The sequence below is a fragment of the Pseudomonas sp. NFACC43 genome (assembly GCF_900119645.1).
GTDB lineage: Bacteria > Pseudomonadota > Gammaproteobacteria > Pseudomonadales > Pseudomonadaceae > Aquipseudomonas.
On record NZ_FPKK01000004.1, the window covers coordinates 40,017 to 65,323 of the forward strand.

Here is a 25,307-nt window from a genome sequence, read left to right on the forward strand (position 1 = left end):
GACCCCAGCTATAGATAGAAAGGAAAGCCATTCGATGCCGCAGGTGGATCCCGAACTCTTCGACCGCGGCCAGTTCCAGGCTGAACTGGCCCTGAAGGCAAGCCCCATCCCGGCCTTCAAGAAGGCGATCCGCCAGGCCCACGAAGTGCTCGACCAGCGCTTTCGCAATGGCCGGGATATCCGTCGGCTGATCGAGGATCGCGCCTGGTTCGTCGATAACATCCTGCAAAGGGCCTGGGAGCAGTTCAGCTGGAACCCCGACACCCACATCGCCCTGGTGGCGGTGGGCGGTTACGGCCGGGGGGAGCTGCACCCCTACTCCGACATCGACTTGCTGATCCTGCTGGACGGCGACGATCACGAAGTCTTTCGCGACTCCATCGAACGCTTCCTGACGCTGCTGTGGGACATCGGCCTGGAAGTCGGCCAGAGCGTGCGGTCGGTACAGGAATGCGCCGATGAAGCCCGCGCCGACCTGACGGTGATCACCAACCTGATGGAAAGCCGCACCATCGCCGGCCCTGAGCGCTTGCGCCAGCGCATGCTTGACGTTACCAGCACGGCGCACATGTGGCCCAGCAAGGATTTTTTCCTGGCCAAGCATGCCGAGCAAAAGGCCCGTCACCACAAGTACAACGACACCGAGTACAACCTGGAACCCAACGTGAAGGGCTCCCCCGGCGGTTTGCGGGACATTCAGACGATCCTGTGGGTTGCCCGCCGCCAGTACGGCACTCTGAACCTGCGAGCCCTGGCCGGCGAAGGGTTCCTGGTCGAGAGCGAGAACGCCCTGCTGGCATCCTCCCAGGAGTTCCTGTGGAAGGTACGCTACGCCCTGCACATGCTCGCCGGGCGCGCCGAAGATCGCCTGCTGTTCGACCATCAGCGCTCCATCGCCGGCCTGCTGGGCTTCGAAGGGAGCGATGCCAAGCAGGCCATCGAAAACTTCATGCAGCAGTACTACCGGGTGGTGATGAGCATCGCGCAGCTCAGCGAGCTGATCATCCAGCATTTCGAGGAAGTCATCCTCGCGCCGGAAGACGCCGAGCCGCCCCAGCCCATCAACGCCCGCTTCCAGTTGCACGACGGTTACATCGAGGCACGCAACGACAACGTATTCCGGCGTACGCCCTTCGCCATGATCGAGATTTTCGTGCTCATGGCCCAGCAGCCGGAAATCAAGGGCGTGCGCGCCGACACCATTCGCCTGCTGCGGGAAAACCGCCACCTGATCGATGACGATTTCCGTCACGACATCCGCAACACCAGCCTGTTCATCGAGTTGTTCAAGTGCAAGATCGGCGTGCACCGCAACCTGCGACGCATGAACCGCTACGGGATCCTGGGGCGCTACCTGCCGGAGTTCGGCTTCATCGTCGGGCAGATGCAGCATGACCTGTTCCACATCTACACGGTCGATGCCCACACGCTGAACCTGATCAAGCACCTGCGCAAGCTGCAATACACCCAGGTATCGGAGAAATTCCCACTGGCCAGCAAGCTCATGGGCAAGCTGCCCAAGCCTGAGCTGATCTACATGGCCGGGCTGTACCACGACATCGGCAAGGGCCGCCAGGGCGACCATTCGGAAATCGGCGCAGTGGATGCCGAAGCGTTCTGCCAGCGCCATCAGTTGCCAGCATGGGACAGCCGGCTGATCGTCTGGCTGGTGCAGAACCACCTGGTGATGTCCACCACCGCCCAGCGCAAGGACCTATCCGACCCGCAGGTGATCCATGACTTCGCCCAGGTCGTCGGCGACGAAACGCGGCTGGACTACCTCTACGTGCTCACCGTGGCCGACATCAACGCCACCAACCCGACCCTGTGGAACTCCTGGCGGGCCAGCCTGTTGCGCCAGCTCTACACCGAGACCAAGCGTGCCTTGCGTCGCGGCCTGGAAAACCCGGTGGATCGCGAAGAGCAGATCCGCCGCACCCAGAGTGCCGCCCTGGATATCCTGGTACGCGGCGGTACCGACCCGGACGATGTCGAACAGCTCTGGTCGCAGCTGGGCGATGACTACTTCCTGCGCCACACCGCCGGCGACGTGGCCTGGCACAGCGATGCAATCCTTCAGCAACCGGCCGATGGCGGGCCCCTGGTGCTGATCAAGGAAACCACGCAACGCGAGTTCGAAGGCGGTACGCAAATCTTCATCTACGCCCCGGACCAGCATGATTTCTTCGCCGTGACCGTGGCCGCGATGGACCAGCTCAACCTCAACATCCATGACGCACGGATCATCACCTCCAGCAGCCAGTTCACCCTCGACACCTACATCGTGCTCGACACCGACGGCGATTCGATTGGCGACAACCCGGCACGGGTCAAGCAGATTCGCGACGGGCTCACCGAGGCCCTGCGCAATCCGGCGGACTACCCCACCATCATCCAGCGCCGGGTGCCACGCCAGCTCAAGCATTTTGCCTTTGCGCCCCAGGTGACGATCCACAACGATGCCCAGCGCCAGATCACGGTGCTGGAACTCAGCGCCCCGGACCGTCCCGGCCTGCTGGCGCGTATCGGCCATATTTTCCTGGAATTCGACCTGTCGCTACAGAACGCCAAGATCGCCACCCTCGGCGAGCGGGTGGAAGACGTGTTCTTCATCACCGATGCCCACAACCAGCCGTTGTCCGATCCGCAACTGTGCAGCCGTCTGCAGGACGCGATCGTCCGGCACCTGAGCGTCAACCAGGAACCCGATGCTCACCCGACACGCATCAGCATCTGAACGAACAATCCCCCTCTGTGGGAGCGAGCCAGCTTCCACAAGGACCGCGCCCACATTGACGAGGCCCTCGATGAATAACGCTTTGAACCAGTTGCAGCCCTACCCGTTCGAAAAGCTCCGCGCCCTGCTGGGCAGCGTCACGCCCAACCCCGACAAACGCCCCATCGCGTTGTCCATCGGCGAACCCAAGCATCGCTCGCCCAGCTTCGTGGCTGAAGCCCTGGCCAGTAATCTGAAAAAGATGGCTGTGTACCCGACCACCCTCGGCATCCCGGAACTGCGTGAAGCGATCACCGGCTGGTGCGAGCGTCGCTTCAATGTACCCAACGGCTGGCTTGACCCGGCGCGTCATGTCTTGCCGGTCAACGGCACCCGCGAAGCGCTGTTCGCCTTCACCCAGACCGTGGTCAACCGTGGCGACGACGCCCTGGTCGTCAGCCCGAATCCCTTCTACCAGATCTACGAAGGCGCCGCGTTCCTGGCCGGGGCCAAGCCGCACTACCTGCCATGCCTGGACGCAAATGGCTTCAACCCGGATTTCGACGCCGTGTCGCCAGACATCTGGAAACGCTGCCAGATCCTGTTCCTGTGCTCCCCTGGCAACCCGACCGGTGCCCTGATTCCGGTGGATGTGCTGAAGAAGCTCATCGCCTTGGCCGACGAGCACGATTTCGTGATCGCTGCGGACGAGTGCTACAGCGAACTGTATTTCGACGAACAGAGCCCGCCGCCGGGCCTGCTCAACGCCTGCGTCGAACTGGGTCGCAAGGACTTCAAGCGCTGCGTGGTGTTCCACAGCCTGTCCAAGCGCTCCAACCTGCCAGGCCTGCGCTCCGGCTTCGTCGCCGGCGATGCGGACGTTCTCAAAGGCTTTTTGCTGTACCGCACCTATCATGGCTGCGCGATGCCGGTCCAGACCCAACTGGCGAGCATCGCCGCATGGAACGACGAAGAGCACGTGCGGGCCAACCGCGCGCTGTACCGGGAGAAATTCGACGCCGTGCTGGAAATCCTCAGCCCGGTGCTGGACGTGCAACGCCCCGACGGTAGCTTCTACCTGTGGCCGAATGTGGCCGGCGATGATGCAGCGTTCTGCCGCGACCTGTTCGAACAGGAACATGTGACCGTGGTACCGGGCTCCTACCTGTCCCGCGATGTGGACGGCGTCAACCCAGGGGCCGGGCGCGTGCGCATGGCCCTGGTGGCGCCACTGGCAGAATGCGTGGAAGCGGCGGAACGGATCCGCGCGTTTATCCAGCGTCGGGGTTGAAGCGTACCGCCGTTGTGGTGAGGGGTCTTATCCCCTCACCACAATGAGTGCTGCGCAAAATTACTATTTACCCAACCCCAGATTCGCCTCTGCCAGATCCAACTCCCCCAGCACCTCACGCAGTACATCATCCCCGATCTGGTGATGACGACTGAGGCGATACAACTCCAGCCGTTGCGCCCGATAAGCCTTCAAGCGCAGCCGGCGCTCCAGCAGGTCCATTTCGAATGCCAACGCCTGGGCCTCGGCGGAATCGTTGAACACGTCGAGCTGATGACGATACTCGGACATCAACCGCGCCTTGACCTCAGTGGCCAGCGCCGCCTGGGCCGCATCCGGCGTACTTGTCGCCTCACTCGGTTCCTCCACTTCCAGCGCCCGGATCGCCGCTTCAGCAGTCTTGCGCCAGGCATCGCGGACTTCGTTGCGGCGCTTGTCATCGGGGCTTTTCTCGATGCCCTTCAGTAACAGCGGCAAGGCAATGCAGGCCGCGATCAATGACAACAGGATCACCCCGGCGGCAATGAAGATCAGCAGGTCTCGCTCGGGAAAGGGCTCGCCCGCGCCCAATAGCAACGGCACAGAGAGCACGCCCGCCAGGGTCACCGCGCCTCTCACCCCACCGAACGTCAGCAGCCAGCAGGAGCGCGCGGTGGGCACCAGTGTCAGCTCCCCCTTGCCGCGCCAGCGCCGCAACAACCCGGACAGGCGCCAGATGCTCTGCACCCAGACGAACCGCAGCACCAGCAGCACCAGGAAAATCACCACGACATCCAGGCAGCGGTAGAACAGGGTTGGCCACAGCGTGGTTTCGTGGCTGGTCACGGCCTTGATGATGTCCGGTAACTGCAAGCCCAACAGCAGGAAGATCAAACCGTTGAAGGCGAACTCCAGCAGCGCCCAGACACTGCGATTGAGCAGCCGCGTACCGGTCTGGCGTGGCAGCAGGTCGAGCCAGCTCTGCATCATCCCCGCCGCCACCGCCGAGAGAATGCCCGAGGCGCCCAGTCGCTCAGCCACCACGTAGGCGGCGAAGGGTAGCAACAACATGAACACCACGTGGGTGGCCGGGTCGTCCCAGCCCCGGGCGACCATCCAGGCTCGCAGGCGTCCCATCAACCAGCTCAAGGCGACCCCGACGAGCAGCCCACCTACCGCCACCAGCACGAACGTCACGCTGGCGTTGGCCAGGGAAAACACGCCAGTGACAGCCGCCGCCAAGGCAAACTTGAACGTCACCAGGCCCGAGGCGTCGTTCATCAGCGCCTCGCCCTGGAGCATGTGCATCAGGGGCCCAGGCAAGCGGTCGCGGGCAATCGCCGAGACCGCCACCGCGTCGGTGGGCGACAGCACCGCCGCCAGGGCGAAAGCCATCGGCAGTGGAATATCCGGCAACAACCAATGAATGAAATACCCGGCACCCACCACGGTGAACAACACCAGCCCCACCGCCAGGGTCAGGATCGGCCCGCGCAGGCGCCACAGTTCGCGCTTGGGCATGCGCCAGCCATCGGAGAACAGCAGTGGCGGCAGGAAGAGAAACAGGAACAGTTCCGGGTCGAGGGTGACATGCAGGCCCAGGGACGGCCAGGCCAGCACGGCACCGGCGCCGATCTGGACCAGGGGCAACGGCAGGGGGATCAACCGTCCGATCAGGCGTGAGACGCCCACCAGCGTCAGCAGGATCAGGACGGTGTAGGCGCTTTGCATAGCGGTTTCCAATGACAGCGATACACATCCGGCAACAGCTTGCCGTTGAAGTGCCATATTAACCGCTTAGCATGAACCTGGCCGTTACACCTATGTCGCAGCCCCACTATTGTGGGAGCGAGCTTGTTCGCGATAGCGATGTATCAATCGATTCATTGCTGGCTGATCGGACGCCATCGCGAGCAAGCTCGCTCCCACAGGTTTTGGTGTCCATCAACCTGGGCCGTCGCGAAACCGTCCGGTCATGGCATAATCCTTCACCTTTTATTTCCAGCACCTGCAAAGGGGGCAGTTCCTTGACCGATTCAAGCAAAACGTTGCACCTTTTCGGCATCAAAGCCTGTGACACGATGAAAAAAGCGCGCAGCTGGCTCGATGAACACGCAGTACGCTACGAATTTCACGACTACAAGAGCGCCGGCATCGACCGTGAGCACCTGACCCAATGGTGCAACGAGCATGGCTGGCAAGTGGTGTTGAACCGTGCCGGTACGACCTTTCGCAAGCTCGATGACGAACGCAAAGCCGATCTCGACCAGACGAAAGCCATCGAACTGATGCTCGCCCAACCCTCGATGATCAAGCGCCCGGTGCTCGATCTCGGTGACCGAACCCTGATTGGCTTCAAGCCAGATATTTATGCGGCAGAGATCAAGTAAGCCTGCCCAGTCCATTTTGTTGAGGTAACGTTCATGTCCACTACCCTGTTCAGCCTGGCCTTCGGTGTCGGCACCCAAAACCGCCAAGGCGCCTGGCTGGAAGTGTTCTACGCACAGCCACTGCTCAATCCTTCGGCCGACATCGTCAAGGCCATCGCGCCGATCCTGGGCTACAGCGAAGGCAACCAGGCCATCAGCTTCACCACCGCCCAGGCCTCGCAACTGGCCGATGCCCTCAAGGGTGTCGATGCCGCCCAAGCCGCGCTGCTGACCCGTCTGGCCGAGAGCCACAAGCCGTTGGTCGCCACCCTGCTGGCCGAAGATGCACAACTGAGTTCCACCCCCGAGGCGTACCTCAAGCTGCACCTGTTGTCCCATCGCCTGGTCAAGCCCCACGGCCTGAACCTGGCCGGTATCTTCCCGCTGCTGCCGAACGTGGCCTGGACCAGCCAGGGCGCGATCGACCTGAGCGAACTGGCCGAGCACCAGCTTGAAGCCCGCCTGCGCGGCGAATTGCTGGAAGTGTTCTCGGTGGACAAGTTCCCGAAAATGACCGACTACGTGGTCCCGGCCGGCGTGCGCATCGCCGACGCCGCGCGTATCCGCCTGGGCGCCTATGTGGGTGAAGGCACCACGGTCATGCACGAAGGTTTCGTCAACTTCAACGCCGGCACCGAAGGCCCCGGCATGATCGAAGGTCGTGTTTCGGCAGGCGTATTCGTCGGCAAGGGTTCGGACCTGGGCGGCGGTTGCTCCACCATGGGCACCCTGTCGGGCGGCGGCAACATCGTGATCAAGGTCGGCGAAGGCTGCCTGATCGGTGCCAACGCCGGTATCGGCATTCCGTTGGGCGACCGCAATACCGTGGAATCGGGCCTGTATGTCACCGCCGGCACCAAGGTGGCGCTGCTGGACGAGAACAACCAACTGGTCAAAGTGGTCAAGGCCCGCGACCTGGCCGGCCAGCCCGACCTGCTGTTTCGCCGCAATTCCGAGACCGGCGCGGTGGAATGCAAGACCCACAAGTCGGCCATCGAGCTGAACGAAGCACTGCACGCGCACAACTAAGCCGCGTCCCCCTCACCTGTGGGAGCAACCTTGCTCCCACAGGGTCCGGCGTAACTCCAGCAGGGCCCGAAAGCATGTTGATCCAATCCCCCTGGCGGGCCGATTTCCCGGCCATCGCCGCCCTGCAACGGCAAGGCCAGACCTACCTGGACAGTGCCGCCACCACGCAGAAACCCCAAGCCCTGTTGGATGCCCTGACGCATTACTACGCCAATGGCGCGGCCAACGTGCACCGGGCGCAGCATCTGCCGGGGGCTCACGCCACCCAGGCGTTCGAAGACAGTCGTCTCAAGGTGTCGCAATGGCTCAATGCACAGGGTTGCGGGCAGATCGTCTTTACCCATGGCGCGACCTCCGCGCTGAATCTGCTGGCCTACGGGCTGGAACATCTATTCCACCCGGGCGATGAGATCGCCATCAGCGCCCTGGAACACCACGCCAACCTGCTGCCGTGGCAGCAGGTGGCCGAGCGCCGATCGTTGACCCTGGTGGTGTTGCCCCTGGATGCCGACGGAGTGATCGACCTGGAAGCCGCCACCGGCCTTATCGGCCCCCGGACACGCTTGCTGGCGGTCAGTCAGCTGTCCAATGTGCTGGGGGCCTGGCAGCCATTGCCGGCGCTGCTGGCCCTGGCCAAGGCCCAGGGCGCGCTGACAGTGATCGACGGCGCCCAGGGCGTGGTCCATGGCCGCCACGATGTGGAGGCGCTGGGCTGCGACTTTTACGTGTTTTCCAGCCACAAACTCTACGGCCCGGACGGGCTGGGCGTGCTGTTCGGCCGTACCGACGCCCTTGGCAAGCTGCGTCATTGGCAGTTCGGCGGCGAAATGGTGCAACAGGCCGACTACCACAGCGCCACTTTCCGTGCGGCGCCGCTGGGCTTCGAAGCCGGTACGCCGCCGATTGCCAGCGTGATCGGGTTGGGCGCGACCCTGGACTACCTGTCCGCGCTCGATTCGCAAGCGGTCATCGATCATGAAGCGGCGCTGCATGACTACCTGCTCCATGGCCTGCTGGCTCGCAACGGCATTCGCCTGCTGGGCAACCCGCGCCTGGCCCTGGTCAGTTTCGTGGTCGAAGGCATCCACAACGCCGACCTGGCGCATCTGCTGACCGAGCAAGGCATTGCCGTACGCGCCGGGCATCACTGCGCGATGCCGCTGTTCAAGCATTTGAAGCTGTCCGGGGCGATCCGCGTGTCGTTGGCGCTGTACAACGACTCCGCCGACATCGAGCGTTTCTTCGACGCCTTGGATCAGGCCTTGGAGATGTTGCGATGAACCTGCCGACCGATGCCGCCACGGCGCTACGGGTTTTCCAGGACGCTTCAGGCTGGGAACAACGGGCCCGGCTGCTGATGCAATGGGGTGAACGCCTGCCGCCGCTGAATGACGAGGACAAGTGCGAGGCCAACCTCGTCCACGGCTGTGAAAGCCAGGTATGGTTGGTGGGTCGCTTGCATGACGGGCACTGGCAGTTTTGCGCCAGCAGCGATGCGCGGTTGATCCGTGGCCTGGTGGCGTTGCTGCTGGCGCGGGTCAATGGGTTGCTCGCTGAGGAGTTGCGGCAGGTGGATTTGCCGGATTGGTTCAACCAGCTGGGATTGTCGCGGCAGCTGTCGCCGTCCCGTAGCAACGGTTTGAATGCGGTGTTGAAGCGGATGCTGGAGTTGACTCAGTAACGGCAATCGCGAGCAAGCTCGCTCCCCCAGGGGATTTGGTGCACGCAAATACTGCATTCAGCCCGACCCTATGTGGGCGCGAGCTTGCTCGCGATGAGGCCATCAGCCCCCTCAAACCTGACGCTTGACCCTGTCCGCCGGTCGTCGCACACCCGCCACGATCTTATCCACAGCCTTGGTCGCCGCGACCATGCCGAATGTCGCCGTGACCATCATGACCGCGCCGAACCCTCCGGCGCAGTCGAGCTTCACGCCATCGCCGACAAAACTCTTCTGCAGACAAATGCTGCCGTCCGGTTTCGGGTAGCGCAGCTGTTCGGTGGAAAACACACAGGGCACGCTGTAGTGACGGGTCACGGTGCGGGAAAAACCGTAGTCGCGGCGCAAGGTGGAACGCACTTTCGACGCCAGCGGATCATTGAACGTACGGTTCAGGTCGCAGACCTGGATCAGCGTCGGGTCGATCTGCCCGCCTGCGCCGCCCGTGGTGATGATCTGGATCTTGCGGCGCTTGCACCAGGCGATCAGCGCGGCCTTGGCATTGACACTGTCGATGCAGTCGATCACGCAGTCGATGTTCGGCGTGATGTATTCGGCCATGGTGTCGCGGGTGACGAAATCCGCCACCGCGTGCACCGTGCAGTCGGGGTTGATCCCGCGCAAACGCTCGGCCATCACCTGCACCTTGGGTTTGCCGACGGTGCTGTCGAGGGCATGCAGCTGACGATTGGCGTTGCTGACACAGACGTCGTCCAGGTCGAACAGCGAAATCTCGCCCACGCCGCAACGGGCAATGGCTTCCGCCGCCCAGGAACCGACCCCGCCGACCCCGACGATCGCCACATGGGCCGCCCGCAGGCGTTCCAGGCCCTCGATGCCATACAAACGGGCGATGCCGGCAAAGCGTGGATCTTCTGTACTCATGACCATTACCCCAGAAACCGGCGCGCATTATAGGGCTTTGTCGGAGCAATTCGAGCCCCAGGCGCCCGGTCGCGGCATCAATTCCAGACAAACCCTCTGTGGGAGCGAGCCTGCTCGCGATAGCGGTATGACAGTCGATGAAGTATTGCCTGATACACCGCCTGCGCGCGCAAGCTCGCGCCCACAGGTTTTGTGTCAATCACCGTAGGCATACTTGGGCCCATGGTGGTGGTTTTGCTATAAGATAACCGCCATTTTGCGGGAGCCTGCCCGCTGATCTACAAGCCTTGCGTTCATTCTATATTCCCGGAGCTTCCATGACGGCCCACGCCGACCTCTCGCCGACCCTGCAACTTGCCTGCGACCTGATCCGCCGTCCGTCCGTGACGCCCGTGGATGCCGACTGTCAGAAACTGATGATGCAGCGCCTGGGCAACGCAGGCTTCAAGCTCGAACCCATGCGCTTCGAGGATGTGGATAACTTCTGGGCCAGCCATGGCAAGCACGAGGGGCCGGTGCTGTGCTTCGCCGGGCATACCGACGTGGTGCCCACCGGCCCGGTACAGGCCTGGCAGCTCGATCCGTTCGATGCGGTCATCGACGAGCATGGGATGCTCTGCGGCCGCGGCGCGGCGGACATGAAAGGCAGCCTGGCGGCGATGGTGGTGGCGGCCGAGCGTTTTGTCGCCGACTACCCGGACCACAAGGGTTCGGTCGCCTTCCTGATCACCAGCGATGAAGAAGGCCCGGCCCACCACGGCACCAAGGCTGTGGTGGAACGCCTCAAGGCCCGCCAGGAACGACTGGACTGGTGCATCGTCGGCGAACCGTCGAGCACCACGCTGGTGGGCGATGTGGTCAAGAACGGTCGCCGCGGCTCCCTCGGCGCGCAATTGACCGTGCGCGGCAAGCAGGGCCACGTGGCTTACCCACACCTGGCGAAGAACCCGATCCACCTGGCGGCGCCGGCGCTGGCGGAACTGGCCGCCGAACATTGGGACCACGGCAACGACTTCTTCCCGCCCACCAGCTTCCAGATCTCCAACCTCAACGCCGGCACTGGCGCGACCAACGTGATTCCGGGCGACCTGGTGGCGGTGTTCAACTTCCGCTTTTCCACCGAATCCACCGTCGAAGGCCTGCAACAGCGAGTCGCCGACATCCTCGACAAGCATCAACTGGACTGGCACATCGACTGGGCACTGTCCGGCCTGCCGTTCCTCACCGAACCGGGTGCGCTGCTGGACGCCGTGTCTTCCAGCATCCGGGACGTCACCGGGCGTGAAACCCAGGCGTCCACCAGCGGCGGTACGTCCGACGGGCGCTTCATCGCCACCATGGGAACGCAAGTGGTGGAACTGGGGCCGGTCAACGCCACCATCCACCAGGTCAACGAACGCGTGCTGGCGGCCGATCTCGACGTACTGACCGAGATCTACTACAAGACGCTGATCAAGTTACTCGCCTGATGCTCGCCTGTCCGATCTGCAGCGAACCGCTCAAGGCGCTGGACAACGGCGTGGTGTGCCCGGCCGGCCATCGCTTCGACCGGGCGCGCCAGGGTTACCTCAACCTGCTGCCGGTGCAGCACAAGAACAGCCGCGACCCTGGGGACAACCAGGCCATGGTCGAAGCCCGTCGCGCCTTCCTCAATGCCGGGCACTACGCTCCGGTGGCCCGGCGCCTGGCCGAACTGGCTGCGCAACGAGCCCCCGGTCGCTGGCTGGACATCGGCTGTGGCGAGGGCTACTACACCGCGCAGATCGCCGATGCCCTGCCCGACGCTGATGGCTACGCCCTGGACATCTCGCGGGAGGCGGTCAAGCGTGCCTGCAAACGCAACCCACGGTTGACCTGGTTGATCGCCAGCATGGCCCGGGTACCGTTGGCGGATGGTTGCTGCCAGTTCCTGGCAAGCGTGTTCAGCCCCTTGGACTGGCAGGAGGCCAGGCGCCTGCTCAGCCCTGGTGGTGGCCTGATAAAAGTCGGCCCCACCCGCGGTCACCTGATGGAACTGCGCGAGCGGCTGTACGACGAAGTGCGCGAATACACCGATGACAAGCATCTGGCCCTGGTGCCGCCGGGCATGACGCTGGAGCACAGCGAAACCCTGGAGTTTCGCTTGACGCTGGACAGCGGCCCGGATCGGGCCAACCTGCTGGCCATGACGCCCCACGGCTGGCGCGCCAATGCCGAGCGCCGCGCCAGCGTGATCGAGCAGGCCGACCCCTTCGAGGTCACGGTGTCGATGCGCTACGATTATTTCGTTCTTCAATAACCCTATCGGGCCCCGGGCGAGCGTTCGGGGCCGACACTAAATCCGCGAATGGATTTTTCGAGACCACAGTGAGGACATCCATGCGCCAACCCGATATCGAGATTTACCTCAAGGACGCCGATGTTGACCACAAGGCCATCGCCGCCTGGCTGGGCCAGGCCCTGGGACCTTGCAGCGAATGGACCCAGAAAGGCCAGACCTACAAATGCAAGGCTGGCGATATCCCGGTGACCTGGCTGCCCAAGGCCGTGGGCAAATGGAACAGCCTTTACCTGGAAAGCGACCGGACCCCATGGGAAGACGACATCGCCTGCGCCCGCGCCGCCTTCGCCGCGCTGAACGTCGAAGTACGCTGTGCGCCGGGCTCCTGGGTTGAAGAGGAAGGCGAGGAATCGGCGGATCGCTGGATTCGCATCAGCGCCGATGGGGAAGAAGAGATCACCTGGAAGACGGCGTGACGCTGACTTCCAGCCCACCGCAGAGCCAATGTGGGAGCGAGCTTGCTCGCGATAGCGGTAGATCAGCCAGATTAGAAGTGACTGACACACCGCTATCGCGAGCAAGCTCGCTCCCACAATGGGTTTCGCGTAGCCAGTGAATGCGGTTTACAACCCCACCACATCCTCAGCCTGCAGGCCCTTCTGCCCTTCCACCACCGCGTACTCGACCTTCTGGCCCTCGATCAGCGAACGGTGGCCTTCGCCGCGGATCGCGCGATAGTGCACGAATACATCCGCCCCGCCTTCACGCTGGATAAAACCGTAGCCCTTGGCGTCGTTGAACCACTTCACGTTGCCGGTTTCGCGTGCTGCCATGATTGCTCACTCCCAATTCTTATTTTTCAAGCCAGCTCTCCCGCCCGACGGCAAAGATAAAGCTGTACGAACTTTCGCCGCCCCGCAGCCGTCCATGGGAAGGCCGAGGCGATCAGCGACCGAGTATAAGACACACACGAAAACTCTCAACTGACTTTACTTCGCCGCTTTTTTGCCGATTTTCGACGAATCCGGCACACTAGCGACCGCTCGATTCTTTCCACTCACGCAGAAGCCGTATGACCCGCTCCCCGTTCCGTCGTCTTGTATTTGGCACCCTGCGCCGCCTGTTGTACCTCTGGGTTCGTTCCGAGACGATCAACCAGTCGTCCTTCACCCTCGATCTCGACCGCAGCCGTCCGGTGTTCTACGTCCTGCAAGACCCTTCGCTCACCGACCTGGCGGTGCTCGACACCGAATGCACCAAGGCCGGCCTGCCCCGTCCCGTATTACCGGTAGCGGTGGGGAACCTGCTGGAGCCGGCAGCCTTTTTCTATCTGACCCCGGCCCCCGACTGGCTCGGGCGCCAGGACAAGCGCGGCGCGCCCCCCACGTTGACACGACTGGTCAATGCCCTGACGCAGAACGCCGCCGAAGACGCGCAGATCATCCCGGTGAGTGTGTTCTGGGGCCAGTCGCCCGACAGCGAATCCAGCCCATGGAAACTGCTGTTCGCCGACAGTTGGGCCGTCACCGGACGCCTGCGCCGCCTGCTGAGCATCATGATCCTGGGACGCAAGACCCGGGTGCAGTTTTCCGCGCCGATCCACCTGCGCGAACTGATCGAACACGACAAGGGCCACGAGCGCACCGTACGCATGGCCCAGCGGATCCTGCGGGTGCACTTGCGCAACCTGAAGTCGGCGGTGATCGGCCCCGACATCTCCCATCGCCGCAACCTGGTCAAAGGGCTGGTGAACCAACCGTTGGTCAGGCAGGCGATTGCCGAGGAGGCCGAGCGGGAAAAGATATCCACAGAGAAAGCCAAGGCCCAGGCCCTGCGCTATGGCAACGAGATCGCCTCGGACTACACCTATACCGCTATCCGCTTCCTGGAGGTGGTGCTGAGCTGGTTCTGGAACAAGATCTACGACGGCATCAAGGTCAACCACATCGAGAGCGTGCAGAAGATCGCTCCCGGCCACGAAGTCATCTATGTACCCTGCCATCGCAGCCATATCGACTACCTGCTGCTGTCTTACCTGCTGTTTCGCAACGGCCTGACCCCACCGCACATCGCCGCCGGCATCAACCTCAACATGCCGGTGATCGGCGGCCTGCTGCGCCGCGGCGGGGCGTTTTTCATGCGCCGCACATTCAAGGGCAACCCGCTCTATACGGCGGTGTTCAACGAATACCTGCACACGCTGTTCACTAAAGGCTTCCCCGTGGAGTACTTCGTCGAGGGCGGGCGATCGCGTACCGGGCGCATGCTGCAGCCCAAGACCGGCATGCTTGCCATCACCTTGCGCAGCTTCCTGCGCTCCTCGCGCACGCCCATCGTGTTCGTGCCGGTCTACATCGGTTATGAGCGGGTACTGGAAGGCCGTACCTACCTGGGCGAACTGCGCGGCGCCAGCAAGAAGAAAGAGTCGATCTTCGACATTTTCAAGGTCGTCGGCGCCCTCAAGCAGCGCTTCGGCCAGGTGGCAGTCAACTTCGGCGAACCGATCAGGCTGGCCCAGTTCCTCGACAGCGAACAGCCGGACTGGCGCCAACAGGCGCTTGGCCCGCAATTCAAGCCAGCCTGGCTCAACGCAACCACCCATCGTCTCGGCGAACGTGTGGCCCGGCACCTGAACGAAGCCGCCGCGATCAACCCGGTCAACCTCGTCGCCCTGGCGCTGTTGTCCACCAGCCGCCTGGCCCTGGACGACCGCGCCATGGCCCGGGTACTGGACCTGTACCTGGCCTTGCTGCGCAAAGTACCGTATTCACCCTACACCACCCTTCCCGAAGGCGATGGCCTGGCCTTGATCGAGCATGTCAAAGGCATGGACCTGCTGTCGGAACAGAGCGATGCCCTGGGCAAGATCCTCTACCTGGACGAGCAGAACGCGGTACTGATGACCTATTACCGCAACAACGTGCTGCATATCTTCGCCTTGCCCGCGTTGCTGGCCAGTTTCTTCCAGAGTACGTCGCGCATGAGTCGCGAGCAGATCCTGCGCTACACTCGCGCCTTGTACCCGTACCTGCAATCGGAGCTGTTCATCCGCTGGTCCCTGGACCAGTTGGATGAAGTGGTGGACCAATGGCTCGAAGCATTCGTCGAACAGGGCCTGCTGCGCTTCGAAAAGGACCTGTACCTGCGCCCGGCCCCGAGTTCGCGGCACTTCGTGCTGTTGACCCTGTTGTCCAAGAGCATTGCCCAGACCCTGCAGCGCTTCTACATGACGGTCTCGCTGCTGCTCAACAGTGGCCAGAACAGCATCAGTGCCGAAGAGCTGGAAGACCTCTGTACCGTGATGGCCCAGCGCCTGTCGATTCTCCATGGCCTGAATGCACCGGAATTCTTCGACAAGAGCCTGTTCCGCCACTTCATCCAGACCATGCTGGATCTCGACGTGCTGCGCCGGGACGAAGCGGGCAAGCTAAGCTATCACGAGTTGTTGGGCGAACTGGCCGAAGGCGCGGCCAAACGGGTGCTGCCGGCGGAAATCCGCCTGTCGATCCGTCAGGTGGCGTTGCATCGCAGTGAAGACGCGGCGGAACAGGTTGCCCCGGTGTCCCAGGACTGACCACCCAGGCGCCCGCTTGACCGCTGGCGCCTCCCCAACCAAGGAATTGCCCGATGAACAAGCTTCCCCTCATCGCCCTCGCGGCACTGCTCGGTGCCTGTTCCAGCGCACCGCTGGCGAGCCGGCACAGCCTCGACGGCGAAGTGTTCTACCTGCAGCGCATCGCCCTGCCACCCAGCGCGATCCTGAGCGTCAGCCTGCAGGACGTTTCCCTGGCCGATGCCCCGGCCACGGTGCTCGATGAGCAGAGCGGCCCGGTCAAAGGCCAGGTCCCGCTGCCGTTCCACCTCAGTTATGATCCGGCCCAGGTCAAGCCCGGGCACCGGTATGCCGTGAGTGCCCGTATCGAGGTGGACGGACGCGTGATGTTCATCACCACCGAACAACATACCGTGCAACTCGATGGCAATGATCCGCAGCCGTTGAAGATCCGTGTCGACGCTGCCCGCTGATTCCTTTCCCATTCACTTCAAGGACGCTGTCATGCTCCGCTCTACCCTGCGTTTCACCGGCCTGTGCGCCGGCCTGTTGATCAGTGCCCAAGCCATGGCCCTGTCCCTTGGCGACCTGTCGCAAAAAGATGCCACGGGCGGCCTCAAGGACGCCTTGACCCAAGGCGCTCAAGTCGCGGTCAAGCAACTCGGCACCCCTGGCGGCTTCAGCAACAACCCCGAGGTCAAGATCGAGCTGCCGGGCAAGCTCGGCAAGGTCGCCAGCAAGATGAAGGCCTTCGGCATGGGCGACCAGGTCGAGCAACTGGAGAGCAGCATGAACCAGGCCGCCGAGGCCGCCGTGGTCCAGGCCCAGCCGATCCTGGTCAACGCAGTGAAGAACATGAGCGTGGACGATGCCAAGGGCATCCTCAGCGGCGGCAACGACTCGGCCACGCAGTACCTGAACAAGAGCAGCCGCGAGCAGATCCGTGCCAAGTTCCTGCCTATCGTCAAGCAAGCCACCGACAAGGTCGGCCTGGCCCAGCAATACAACGCCTTCGCAGGCCAGGCCGCGACCTTCGGTGTACTGGACGCGAAAAGCGCCAACGTCGAGAACTACGTGACTGAACAGGCGCTCGATGGCTTGTTCGAAATGATCGGCAAGCAGGAAGCCGCCATTCGCCAGAACCCGGCGGCCGCGGCCACCAGTCTGGCGAAGAAGGTGTTCGGCGCGCTCTGACACCCAGCATAAACACCTGTGGGAGCGAGCCTGCTCGCGAAGCGATATCAGCCATGACACCTTCGTTGGCTGTTACACCGCTATCGCGAGCAGGCTCGCTCCCACATTGTCTTTTGGCGTCAGAGAACTGCAGTCAGGTTTTCTTGACCCTGAACCAGGCCGCATACAGCGCCGGCAGGAACAGCAGCGTCAACGCCGTCGCCACGATCAGTCCCCCCATGATCGCCACGGCCATCGGCCCGAAGAAAAGGCTGCGGGACAAGGGGATCATTGCCAGCACCGCCGCCAGGGCGGTGAGCACGATGGGTCGGAAACGGCGCACGGTGGCTTCGATGATCGCCTGCCAGGGCGTCAGTCCTGCCTCGATATCCTGCTCGATCTGGTCCACCAGGATCACCGAGTTACGCATGATCATTCCCGACAGGGCGATAGTCCCCAGCATGGCGACGAAACCGAACGGCTGGCGGAACACCAGCAAAAACAGCGTCACACCGATCAGCCCCAGGGGAGCGGTCAGGAACACCATGGCCGTGCGCGAGAAGCTGCGCAGCTGCAGCATCAGCAACGTCAGCACCACCACGATGAACAGCGGCACACCGGCATTCACCGACTTCTGGCCGCGAGCCGAATCCTCTACCGTACCGCCGACCTCCAGCAGGTAGCCATCCGGCAACTCGGCCCGAATCGGGTCCAGGGTCGGGAAGATCTGCTGGACCAGGGTCGCCGGTTGCTCCTTGCCGTAAATGTCGGCCCGCACGGTCACGCTCGGCAGGCGGTTGCGGTGCCAGATCACGCCTTCTTCGAAGCCGTACTCCAACGTCGCGATCTGGGACAGCGCAACGCTGGTGCCATTCTCGGTAGGCACCGCGAGGCTGGGCAGCAAGGACAGTTCGGTGCGTTCGTGCACGGTGCCACGCAGCAGGATCTCGATCAGCTCGTTGTCTTCGCGGTACTGGCTGACGCTGGAGCCGATGAGGGAACTCTGGAGGAACTTCGACAGGTCGACGGTGCTCACCCCCAGGGCCCGGGCGCGCTCCTGATCGACATTCAGGTACACGACCTTGCTCGGCTCTTCCCAATCCAGATGCACATTGGCCACGTAGGGGTTTTCACGCACCTTGGTCGCCACTTTCCTCGCCAGGGCCCGGACTTCTTCGATGTGCTCGCCGGTCACCCGGAACTGCACCGGGTAACCCACGGGTGGTCCGTTTTCCAGGCGAGTGACCCGTGAACGCAGGGTGGGAAACTGTTCGTTCAAGGTGCTGATCAGCCAGCTGCGCAACGGCTCGCGATCCTCGATGGTCTTGGCCAGCACCACGAACTGGGCGAAGCTGGGAGCAGGCAGTTGTTGATCCAGCGGCAGATAGAAACGAGGAGACCCGGTACCGACATAGGCCACGTAGTTATCGATGCCCGGATGATCCTTGAGCATCGCTTCCAGGCGCTTGACCTGTTCGGCGGTGTTGCTCAGGGAGGCGCCTTCCTCCAGCTTCAGGTCGACCATCAACTCCAGACGTCCCGACGCCGGGAAGAATTGCTGAGGGACAAAACGGAACAGCACCACTGAGCCGACAAACAGCAGCACCGTCAGTGCGATGACGGTTTTACGCCGACGCACGCACCACTCCACCAGGCGCCGGACGCGCTGGTAGAACGGCGTGCCATAGGGATCGGGCTGACCGTCACGAGTGCCGTGTCTGGCCGCATGGATTTTCGCCAGGTCCGGCAGCAGCTTTTCCCCCAGGTAAGGCACGAACACCACCGCAGCCACCCAGGACGCCACCAACGCCAGGGTCACCACCTGGAAAATCGAACGGGTATATTCGCCGGTGCCCGATTGCGCCGTGGCGATCGGCAGGAACCCCGCCGCCGTGATCAGCGTACCGGTGAGCATCGGGAATGCAGTGCTGGTCCAGGCATAGCTGGCGGCCTTGATCCGGTCGAAGCCCTGCTCCATCTTGATCGCCATCATCTCCACGGCGATGATCGCGTCGTCCACCAGCAGCCCCAGGGCCAGCACCAGCGCGCCAAGGGAAATCTTGTGCAGGCCGATCCCCAGGTAATACATCGCCGCGAAAGTCATCGCCAGCACCAGCGGAATCGCCAGGGCCACCACCATCCCGGTGCGCAGGCCCAGGGAAAAGAAGCTCACCAGCAACACGATCGTCAGCGCTTCCACCAGCACCTGGACGAACTCGCCCACACCGGTCTTCACCGCCGCCGGCTGGTCCGAGACCTTGCGCAGTTGCATGCCGGCCGGGAGATTGTTCTGGATCCGGGCAAACTCGGCCTCCAGGGCCTTGCCCAGGATCAGAATGTCACCGCCGTCCTTCATGGCCACAGCCAGGCCGATGGCGTCTTCGCCCATGAAGCGCATGCGCGGTGCCGGAGGATCGTTGAAACCGCGACGCACATCCGCCACATCGTCGATACGGAACGTACGATCGGCGACCCGGATGGGGAAGCTGCGAATCTCTTCCACGGTCTGGAAATTCCCCGACACCCGTAGCTGCAGGCGCTCGCTACCGGTTTCGAAGAAACCGGCGGTGGACACCGCATTCTGCTCCTCGAGGGCCTGCTGGACCGCCGCCAGGGGCAAGCCAAGGGTGGCCAGCTTTACGTTCGACAGTTCGATCCAGATCTTTTCGTCCTGCAGGCCAATCAGCTCGACCTTGCCCACGTCCTTGACCCGTTGCAGCTGGATCTGCACACGGTCGGCGTAATCCTTGAGCACACCGTAGTCGAACCCGTCGCCGGTCAGCGCGTAGATATTGCCAAAGGTCGTGCCGAACTCATCGTTGAAGAACGGCCCCTGGATACCCGGCGGCAACGTGTGACGGATATCGGCGACTTTCTTGCGGATCTGGTACCACAGCTCGGGGATCTGTGCCGAATGCAGGGAGTCGCGGGCCATGAAGGTCACCTGGGACTCGCCCGGCCGCGAGAACGAGACGATCTTTTCGTAATCGCCGGTTTCCATCAGCTTCTTTTCGATGCGCTCGGTGACCTGCCGCGACATTTCCTCGGCCGTGGCCCCCGGCCAGTTGGTGCGAATCACCATGGCCTTGAACGTGAACGGTGGATCTTCGCTCTGGCCCAGCTTGGTGTAGGAAAGCGCACCAACGATAGCCAGCAGCAACATCAGGAACAGTACGATCTGGCGATTACGCAGCGCCCACTCGGAAAGATTGAAACCCATCGGGATTACTCCTTGGCCGCCAGGTTGACCGCACGGTTGGAGCGATCCACAGGCCGTACCTGCTGGCCGTCGAGGAGCACATGCACGCCCGCCGCGACGACCCAATCGTCGGGGCTCAAGCCTTCCAGCACCGGCACGGTCTTCTCGCCGAAGGCGCCGACGCGCACCGGGACTTTTTTCAGGGTGTGGTTGGCATTGACCACCCAGACATAGGTGGCACCGTTCTCGGCGGTCAGTGCCGAGAGTGGCACCGACAGCGGAACCTTGTCGGCGGCCTGGATAAACACCCGCGCGCTCTGGCCCAGCTCGGCCGGCACGCTGCCGGCCGTGAAGGCCACCCGAGCGGCGAACGTGCGGGACTTGGGATCGGCGGCCGGCGAAAGTTCACGGATACGCCCACTGAAGCGCTGATCGGGCTGGCTCCATAGCTCCACGGAGACCGGCTGGCCGATCTTGAAGCGGCCGAAGCTCTGCTCCGGCAGGCTGATGAGCACCTCACGCTCCCCATCGGTGGCCAGGGTGAAGACCGTCTGACCGGCCGATACCACCTGCCCCACTTCCACCGAACGTCGGGCGACTACGCCATCCTGGGGTGCACGCAATACCGAATAGCTGGCCTGGTTGCTGGCCACGTCGAATTCGGCCTTGATCTGCTTGAGCCGCGCGGCGCCGGAGCGGTAAAGGTTTTCGGCGTTGTCGTATTGGGACCGGCTGACCATCTGCCGATCCAGCAAGGTCTTGTAGCGATCACGTTCGGCCCGCACCAGGTTGAGGTTGGCCTCGGCGGCGGCCACCTGGGCCCGGGTGGCCTCCAGTTGCAGGCGCACGTCCTCGGGGTCGAGCTCGGCCAATGGCTGGTTGGCCTTGACCCTCTGGCCTTCCTCCACCAGCCGGCGGCTTACCTTGCCACCGATACGGAAAGCCAGGTCCGGCTCGAAACGCGCCCGCACCTCGCCAGGATAGCTGTCCGTCGCCTGGGCCGAGGGCTCGGGCTTGACCACCATGGCAGGACGCACGGCAACGGGCACCGGTTCGTCATGGCCACACGCAGACAATAAAAAAGCCAGGCTGACTGGCAGGGCGAGGGACGACGCATAGCGGAACATGACGAGTGACCTTTCGCTAAGGGTGCTTGGAATAATTATACTGGCGAGTATGTTATTAATAGCAAACTCACCAGTCCAGTATTAACGCGAAGAATGTCGAACAATCTTTCATCCCCCAGCGGCCCCGGCCGTCCCAAGGACCTGGCCAAGCGCCAGGCCATTCTCGACGCCGCCAAGCGCCTGTTCCTGAGCATGGGCTACGCCAGTACCAGCATGGAGGCCGTGGCCGCCGAGGCTGGTGTGTCGAAACTGACGGTCTATAGCCATTTCAACGACAAGGAAACGTTGTTTTCCGCCGCGGTGATCGCCAAATGCGAGGAGCAGGTTCCCTTGCTGTTCTTCGAATGGCCGGAAGGCGTGCCGATTGAAAACGTGCTGCTGACCATCGCCCGAGGCTTCCATCAACTGATCAACAGTGACGAGTCGGTGAACCTGCATCGGCTGATCATGACCCTGGGCAGCCAGGATCCCAAGCTTTCGACGGTGTTCTACGAAGCCGGTCCCCAGCGGATGCTCACCGGCATGGAGCGTTTGCTGACCAAGGTCCACCAGAGCGGGGCCTTGAGCATCGACAAGCCCCGCCATGCCGCCGAACATTTCTTTTGCCTGATCAAGGGAGCGGCGAACTTCCGCTTGCTGTATGGCTGCGGCGAGCCGCTGGACCGCGACGCGGCCGAGGACCATGTGCGGGAAGTGGTGGGGTTGTTCATGCGGGCTTACCACCCCTAGTCCTCGGCGTATCGAAGGGCCCGATCGTGGGCTGGCCACGATGAAGGCCCCCGGTCTCAGGGCTTGAGGGCTTTCTTGGGATAGATATCGTAGCGGCTGGACTTGCCCTCCAGGCCATGACTCGGCTTGGGTCCTTCGATGCACGGTGCCTTGCGCGGACGCTTGACCACCACCCGATGGCTCGCCAGGGCCAGTGCTGCGGCCAGCAACGCCGGGGCGTCCAGGTCGTCGCCCACCAGGGGACGGAACAGGCGCATCTCCTTCTTCACCAAGGCGGTTTTCTCGCGATGGGGAAACATCGGGTCCAGGTAGATCACCTGGGGGGGCTCGCCTTCCCAGTTACGCATCACCTCGATGGCGTTGCCCTTGAACAGGCGCATGCGGGCCACGATGGGGGCGACGTCGAAATCCTCCGCGCCTCGGGCCAGGCCGTCCTCCAGCAAGGCGCCGATCAGCGGCTGGCGCTCGACCAGGCTCATGTCGCAGCCCAGGCTGGCCAGGACAAAGGCATCCTTGCCCAACCCGGCGGTGGCATCCAGCACCCGCGGACGCACGCCCTGGGCGATGCCCACCGCCTTGGCGATCATTTGCCCGCTGCCGCCACCGTACAACCGGCGATGCGCTGCGCCCCCCTCGACGAAGTCCACCCGTACCGGCCCCGGCGCGTCCGGCCCCAGTTGCTGCAGTTGCAACCCCTGCGCGCCGATCTGCAAGGCAAACTCGCCATCCTCCACCTGCAAGGGCAGCCCAAGCCGCTGGGCCCAGTGCTCGGCCTGTGGCTGGAAGGCCGGGGCCAGGGCCTCGACGTGGATGCGGCAGGCCGCGGTTCGCTCACTCATGGAAAACATGCTCAAAAAATTAAGGATCGGCAAAAACGGCCGATAACAACGGTGAACGGCATTTTGCCAGAGCTGAGCGTCGACCGAGAAAAATGTCAGACATTCAATCCACATCGATAGGCGTCATCTCCCCTTACGGCGATTACAGCCTGCGTAACACCCAAGCGCTGAGCGGCGTCAGTCACCTGTGGCAGGATTTCTTTGCCCGGGCCCTGGCCGATCAACTGGGTGAAAACGCACCGGCGCCCGGCAGCTACCAGCCGGTCGCCCTCGATGAGGCTGTTGAACCGACCCTCGGCGCCGAACTGCTGGACCACATCGTCAGCCAGCGCACCTGCGACGTGACACAAACCCAGGTCAAACCGCCAGAACCGCTGTTCCTGCCCATCGCCGAATTCGAACTCGACCTGCTGGACAAACCCTTCCCGCCCTTCCCGCCGGAAGAAATCGTCGCCCAGCAAAAACAGCAGAACTTCGAAAGCAACTGGGTCCGCCCAATCGTCCTCACCGCTGGCCAGCCACTGCCGGAACCTGGCCCTGCGCCACAACCTCGCCCCCTGCACTTGCCGATCGCCGAGTTCGAACTGGACCTGCTGGACAAGCCTTTCCCGCCATTTCCGGAAGAGGAATTGGTGGCGCAGCAGAAGGCACTGGATTTCGACACTCGCTGGGCACGTCCGATCGTGCTGCAGAACCTGCGTATCGCCGCCTGAGGCTATCCTGACTCTGTCTGGGATATGTCTGCGCGAAGGCCAGGCGTGGCGAAATGAGAACAGCAAGCCCCGTCTCAGGTCAGCATGAACGAGTATCAAGGCTTTTCGAACAGAGCCTAGCGACAGATCCACCAGGGCCCCACGTCCAGATGGAAATGATTGCGGTGCGCCGCGTTGTAGTCCGGGCTCAGGACCACACTGAACATATCGCAGGCGCCATCCCGGGCCTGACGTAGAAAACGCGCATCGGCATTGTCCTTGGGCCAGTCCCTGAGGACGCTGATCGCACGCCCGTCGGCCAGGCGAAACCCGGCTATGTCCAGGGCGCTTGCGGTGGCATGCTGGCTGCGCGCGCCGGTCTCACGACCGTACATGTTGCGGCAGGCAAAACTGCCCAGGTGATCGACCCGCTTCACTTTCTGCCCATAGGCCGCCATGGCCGCCGGCTGCAACGCATGGCGCTCGAACAGGGCGAATGCCACCGCCAGCGGGCAACTGGCCAGGAAGCTGCTGCTCAGCGCCACCTCGCTGCCCTGGACTCTTACGACATTGGTCAATGGGCAATTGCCCCTGGGATCGCTATCGGCCTGGCGAACGACCCGCAGGATAGAGGTCGCGAGGGCCTGGTCACAGAGTTGCGGATCGTTGCGCAGGGCCATCAGCTTGTAACGGGTCAGCAGGTTCGGCGGGCTGTTGATATCCAGCGGCGCCCAGGGGTTCCATTGCGGCGGCACCGCCAGCCAACCTTGCCACACACCCAGCACCGCGCCGCCAACGATCAGCAGCAGACACGCGAATACCTTCAATCCCCGCACAGCCCGACCTCAGCCCTTGAACAACTCGTTGGCCTGCCGGAACGGCATTGAACGCCGGGTAAAAGTGAAGGTGCCCTGCTGCCTGATCTCTTCGGCGGCACGCATGAACTCACCGTACGCCGCCAGGGCCAGGGCAGAGCCGACACTGATGCGCTTGACGCCCAGCTCGCTCAATTGCGCGACCGTCAGGTCCAGTGCGCCGGACATCAGGACATTCACCGGTTTGGGCGCCACCGCCTGCACCACCGCCAGCACCTGCCCGGCGCTGCTGAGCCCCGGTGCGTAGAGCACGTCGGCGCCAGCATCGGCGAAAGCCTTCAGGCGACGAATCGTGTCGTCCAGGTCGGGATTACCATGCAGGAAATTTTCCGCGCGAGCGGTCAGCACGAAGGGATATGGCAGGCTGCGCACCGCGTCTGCCGCGGCCTTCACCCGCGCCACGGCCTCTTCGAAGCAATAGATCGGGCTGCCTTCGCGCCCCGTGGCATCTTCGATGGAGCCCCCGACCGCGCCGGCCTGCGCCGCACGCAACAGATTGCGAGCGCACTCCTCGGGGGCATCGGCGAAACCGTTCTCCAGGTCGACTGCCACCGGCAGGTCAGTGGCCGCCACGATCGCCCGGACATTGGCGAGGGTATCTTCCAGCCCCAGCGCACCATCGGGACGTGCCAGGGAAAAGGCATGACCGGCACTGGTGGTGGCCAACGCTTCGAAACCCAGGCTGGCAAGCATCTTTGCCGAACCGGCGTCCCAGGGGTTGGGAATGACGAAAGCCTCTTCGCGTTCGTGCAGGGCCTTGAACGCCTGGGCTCGACGGGTTTGCGCATCCATGAAGTTCGCTCCTGGGCAG

General features: G+C 63.1%; 22 protein-coding genes. 14 read left to right on the forward strand and 8 right to left on the reverse strand.

Going from position 1 to position 25,307, the window contains the following annotated elements; translation table 11 throughout:
• Positions 1-34: 34 nt before the first annotated feature.
• Together BT179_RS08810 and dapC are read left to right on the forward strand one after the other, a co-directional pair.
• Positions 35-2,737: a [protein-PII] uridylyltransferase gene (locus BT179_RS08810; RefSeq protein ID WP_072387963.1), complete on the forward strand. Its 2,703-nt coding sequence runs from the start codon at positions 35-37 to the stop codon at positions 2,735-2,737.
• Between the two features lie 70 nt (positions 2,738-2,807).
• Positions 2,808-4,007, forward strand: coding sequence for a succinyldiaminopimelate transaminase (gene dapC, locus BT179_RS08815; RefSeq protein WP_072430844.1), 1,200 nt, complete (start codon positions 2,808-2,810; stop codon positions 4,005-4,007).
• Positions 4,008-4,070: 63 nt separating this feature from the next.
• On the opposite strand, the gene BT179_RS08820 is transcribed toward dapC, so the two are convergent.
• The gene (locus BT179_RS08820) at positions 4,071-5,717 is read right to left on the reverse strand and encodes a Na+/H+ antiporter (RefSeq protein WP_072387968.1); all 1,647 of its coding nucleotides are present in this window, start codon (positions 5,715-5,717) and stop codon (positions 4,071-4,073) included.
• 296 nt (positions 5,718-6,013) lie between these two features.
• Between BT179_RS08820 and BT179_RS08825 the strand changes: the two genes are divergently transcribed.
• The 4 genes from BT179_RS08825 to BT179_RS08840 all read left to right on the forward strand — a co-directional run bounded on the left by BT179_RS08825 (position 6,014) and on the right by BT179_RS08840 (position 9,125).
• Positions 6,014-6,376 (forward strand): ArsC family reductase, encoded by a 363-nt coding sequence (locus tag BT179_RS08825; RefSeq protein ID WP_072430843.1) that lies wholly within the window; start codon positions 6,014-6,016, stop codon positions 6,374-6,376.
• 33 nt (positions 6,377-6,409) lie between these two features.
• On the forward strand, positions 6,410-7,444 hold the full coding sequence (gene dapD, locus BT179_RS08830; RefSeq protein ID WP_072387973.1) for a 2,3,4,5-tetrahydropyridine-2,6-dicarboxylate N-succinyltransferase: 1,035 nt from the start codon (positions 6,410-6,412) through the stop codon (positions 7,442-7,444).
• A gap of 74 nt (positions 7,445-7,518) precedes the next feature.
• Positions 7,519-8,724 carry a cysteine desulfurase gene (locus tag BT179_RS08835; RefSeq protein ID WP_072430842.1) on the forward strand — a complete coding sequence of 402 codons (1,206 nt, stop codon included), beginning with the start codon at positions 7,519-7,521 and terminating at the stop codon, positions 8,722-8,724.
• The gene (locus tag BT179_RS08840; RefSeq protein WP_072430841.1) at positions 8,721-9,125 is read left to right on the forward strand and encodes a SufE family protein; all 405 of its coding nucleotides are present in this window, start codon (positions 8,721-8,723) and stop codon (positions 9,123-9,125) included. The genes BT179_RS08835 and BT179_RS08840 overlap by 4 nt, the downstream gene beginning before the upstream one ends.
• 111 nt (positions 9,126-9,236) lie before the next feature.
• Here BT179_RS08840 and tcdA read toward each other — a convergent pair whose 3' ends face one another.
• Entirely contained in the window at positions 9,237-10,055 is an 819-nt protein-coding gene (gene tcdA, locus BT179_RS08845; RefSeq protein WP_072430840.1) for a tRNA cyclic N6-threonylcarbamoyladenosine(37) synthase TcdA, read from the reverse strand.
• Between the two features lie 311 nt (positions 10,056-10,366).
• Here tcdA and dapE point away from each other — a divergent pair, with 311 nt between their 5' ends.
• The 3 genes from dapE (at position 10,367) to BT179_RS08860 (ending at position 12,785) form a co-directional block, all read left to right on the forward strand.
• The gene (dapE, locus tag BT179_RS08850; protein ID WP_072387982.1) at positions 10,367-11,518 is read left to right on the forward strand and encodes a succinyl-diaminopimelate desuccinylase; all 1,152 of its coding nucleotides are present in this window, start codon (positions 10,367-10,369) and stop codon (positions 11,516-11,518) included.
• Positions 11,518-12,327 (forward strand): putative RNA methyltransferase, encoded by an 810-nt coding sequence (locus tag BT179_RS08855; protein ID WP_072430839.1) that lies wholly within the window; start codon positions 11,518-11,520, stop codon positions 12,325-12,327. The genes dapE and BT179_RS08855 overlap by 1 nt, the downstream gene beginning before the upstream one ends.
• A gap of 80 nt (positions 12,328-12,407) precedes the next feature.
• A complete protein-coding gene (locus tag BT179_RS08860) occupies positions 12,408-12,785 on the forward strand; it encodes a hypothetical protein (protein ID WP_072430838.1) in 378 nt (125 codons plus the stop codon).
• A 147-nt stretch (positions 12,786-12,932) separates the two neighbouring features.
• On the opposite strand, the gene BT179_RS08865 is transcribed toward BT179_RS08860, so the two are convergent.
• Positions 12,933-13,142, reverse strand: coding sequence for a cold shock domain-containing protein (locus tag BT179_RS08865; protein ID WP_072387990.1), 210 nt, complete (start codon positions 13,140-13,142; stop codon positions 12,933-12,935).
• 239 nt (positions 13,143-13,381) lie between these two features.
• On the opposite strand from BT179_RS08865, the gene plsB reads away from it, so the two are divergent.
• From plsB to BT179_RS08880, 3 genes are read left to right on the forward strand one after another with little or no spacing between them, the layout of a single operon-like run.
• Entirely contained in the window at positions 13,382-15,883 is a 2,502-nt protein-coding gene (gene plsB / locus BT179_RS08870; protein ID WP_072430837.1) for a glycerol-3-phosphate 1-O-acyltransferase PlsB, read from the forward strand.
• A gap of 53 nt (positions 15,884-15,936) precedes the next feature.
• Positions 15,937-16,335 (forward strand): YbaY family lipoprotein, encoded by a 399-nt coding sequence (locus tag BT179_RS08875; RefSeq protein WP_072387994.1) that lies wholly within the window; start codon positions 15,937-15,939, stop codon positions 16,333-16,335.
• Between the two features lie 31 nt (positions 16,336-16,366).
• Positions 16,367-17,056 (forward strand): DUF4197 domain-containing protein, encoded by a 690-nt coding sequence (locus tag BT179_RS08880; RefSeq protein WP_072387996.1) that lies wholly within the window; start codon positions 16,367-16,369, stop codon positions 17,054-17,056.
• A 133-nt stretch (positions 17,057-17,189) separates the two neighbouring features.
• Here the strand turns inward: BT179_RS08880 and BT179_RS08885 are convergent, their stop codons facing one another.
• Both BT179_RS08885 and BT179_RS08890 read right to left on the reverse strand, forming a co-directional pair.
• On the reverse strand, positions 17,190-20,255 hold the full coding sequence (locus BT179_RS08885) for an efflux RND transporter permease subunit (RefSeq protein ID WP_072387998.1): 3,066 nt from the start codon (positions 20,253-20,255) through the stop codon (positions 17,190-17,192).
• Between the two features lie 5 nt (positions 20,256-20,260).
• On the reverse strand, positions 20,261-21,361 hold the full coding sequence (locus BT179_RS08890) for an efflux RND transporter periplasmic adaptor subunit (RefSeq protein ID WP_072388000.1): 1,101 nt from the start codon (positions 21,359-21,361) through the stop codon (positions 20,261-20,263).
• Between the two features lie 93 nt (positions 21,362-21,454).
• On the opposite strand from BT179_RS08890, the gene BT179_RS08895 reads away from it, so the two are divergent.
• The gene (locus BT179_RS08895; protein WP_072388002.1) at positions 21,455-22,090 is read left to right on the forward strand and encodes a TetR/AcrR family transcriptional regulator; all 636 of its coding nucleotides are present in this window, start codon (positions 21,455-21,457) and stop codon (positions 22,088-22,090) included.
• A 56-nt stretch (positions 22,091-22,146) separates the two neighbouring features.
• Here BT179_RS08895 and BT179_RS08900 read toward each other — a convergent pair whose 3' ends face one another.
• Complete coding sequence (locus BT179_RS08900; RefSeq protein ID WP_072430836.1) at positions 22,147-22,929, reverse strand: class I SAM-dependent methyltransferase; 783 nt, start codon at positions 22,927-22,929, stop codon at positions 22,147-22,149.
• A gap of 92 nt (positions 22,930-23,021) precedes the next feature.
• Here BT179_RS08900 and BT179_RS08905 point away from each other — a divergent pair, with 92 nt between their 5' ends.
• Positions 23,022-23,642: an energy transducer TonB gene (locus tag BT179_RS08905; RefSeq protein ID WP_072388006.1), complete on the forward strand. Its 621-nt coding sequence runs from the start codon at positions 23,022-23,024 to the stop codon at positions 23,640-23,642.
• 116 nt (positions 23,643-23,758) lie between these two features.
• Here BT179_RS08905 and BT179_RS08910 read toward each other — a convergent pair whose 3' ends face one another.
• Positions 23,759-24,457: an extensin-like domain-containing protein gene (locus tag BT179_RS08910; protein WP_072430835.1), complete on the reverse strand. Its 699-nt coding sequence runs from the start codon at positions 24,455-24,457 to the stop codon at positions 23,759-23,761.
• A 9-nt stretch (positions 24,458-24,466) separates the two neighbouring features.
• Positions 24,467-25,288, reverse strand: a complete 822-nt coding sequence (locus BT179_RS08915; protein ID WP_072388010.1) for an isocitrate lyase/PEP mutase family protein — start codon at positions 25,286-25,288, stop codon at positions 24,467-24,469.
• Between the last annotated feature and the right edge of the window lie 19 nt (positions 25,289-25,307).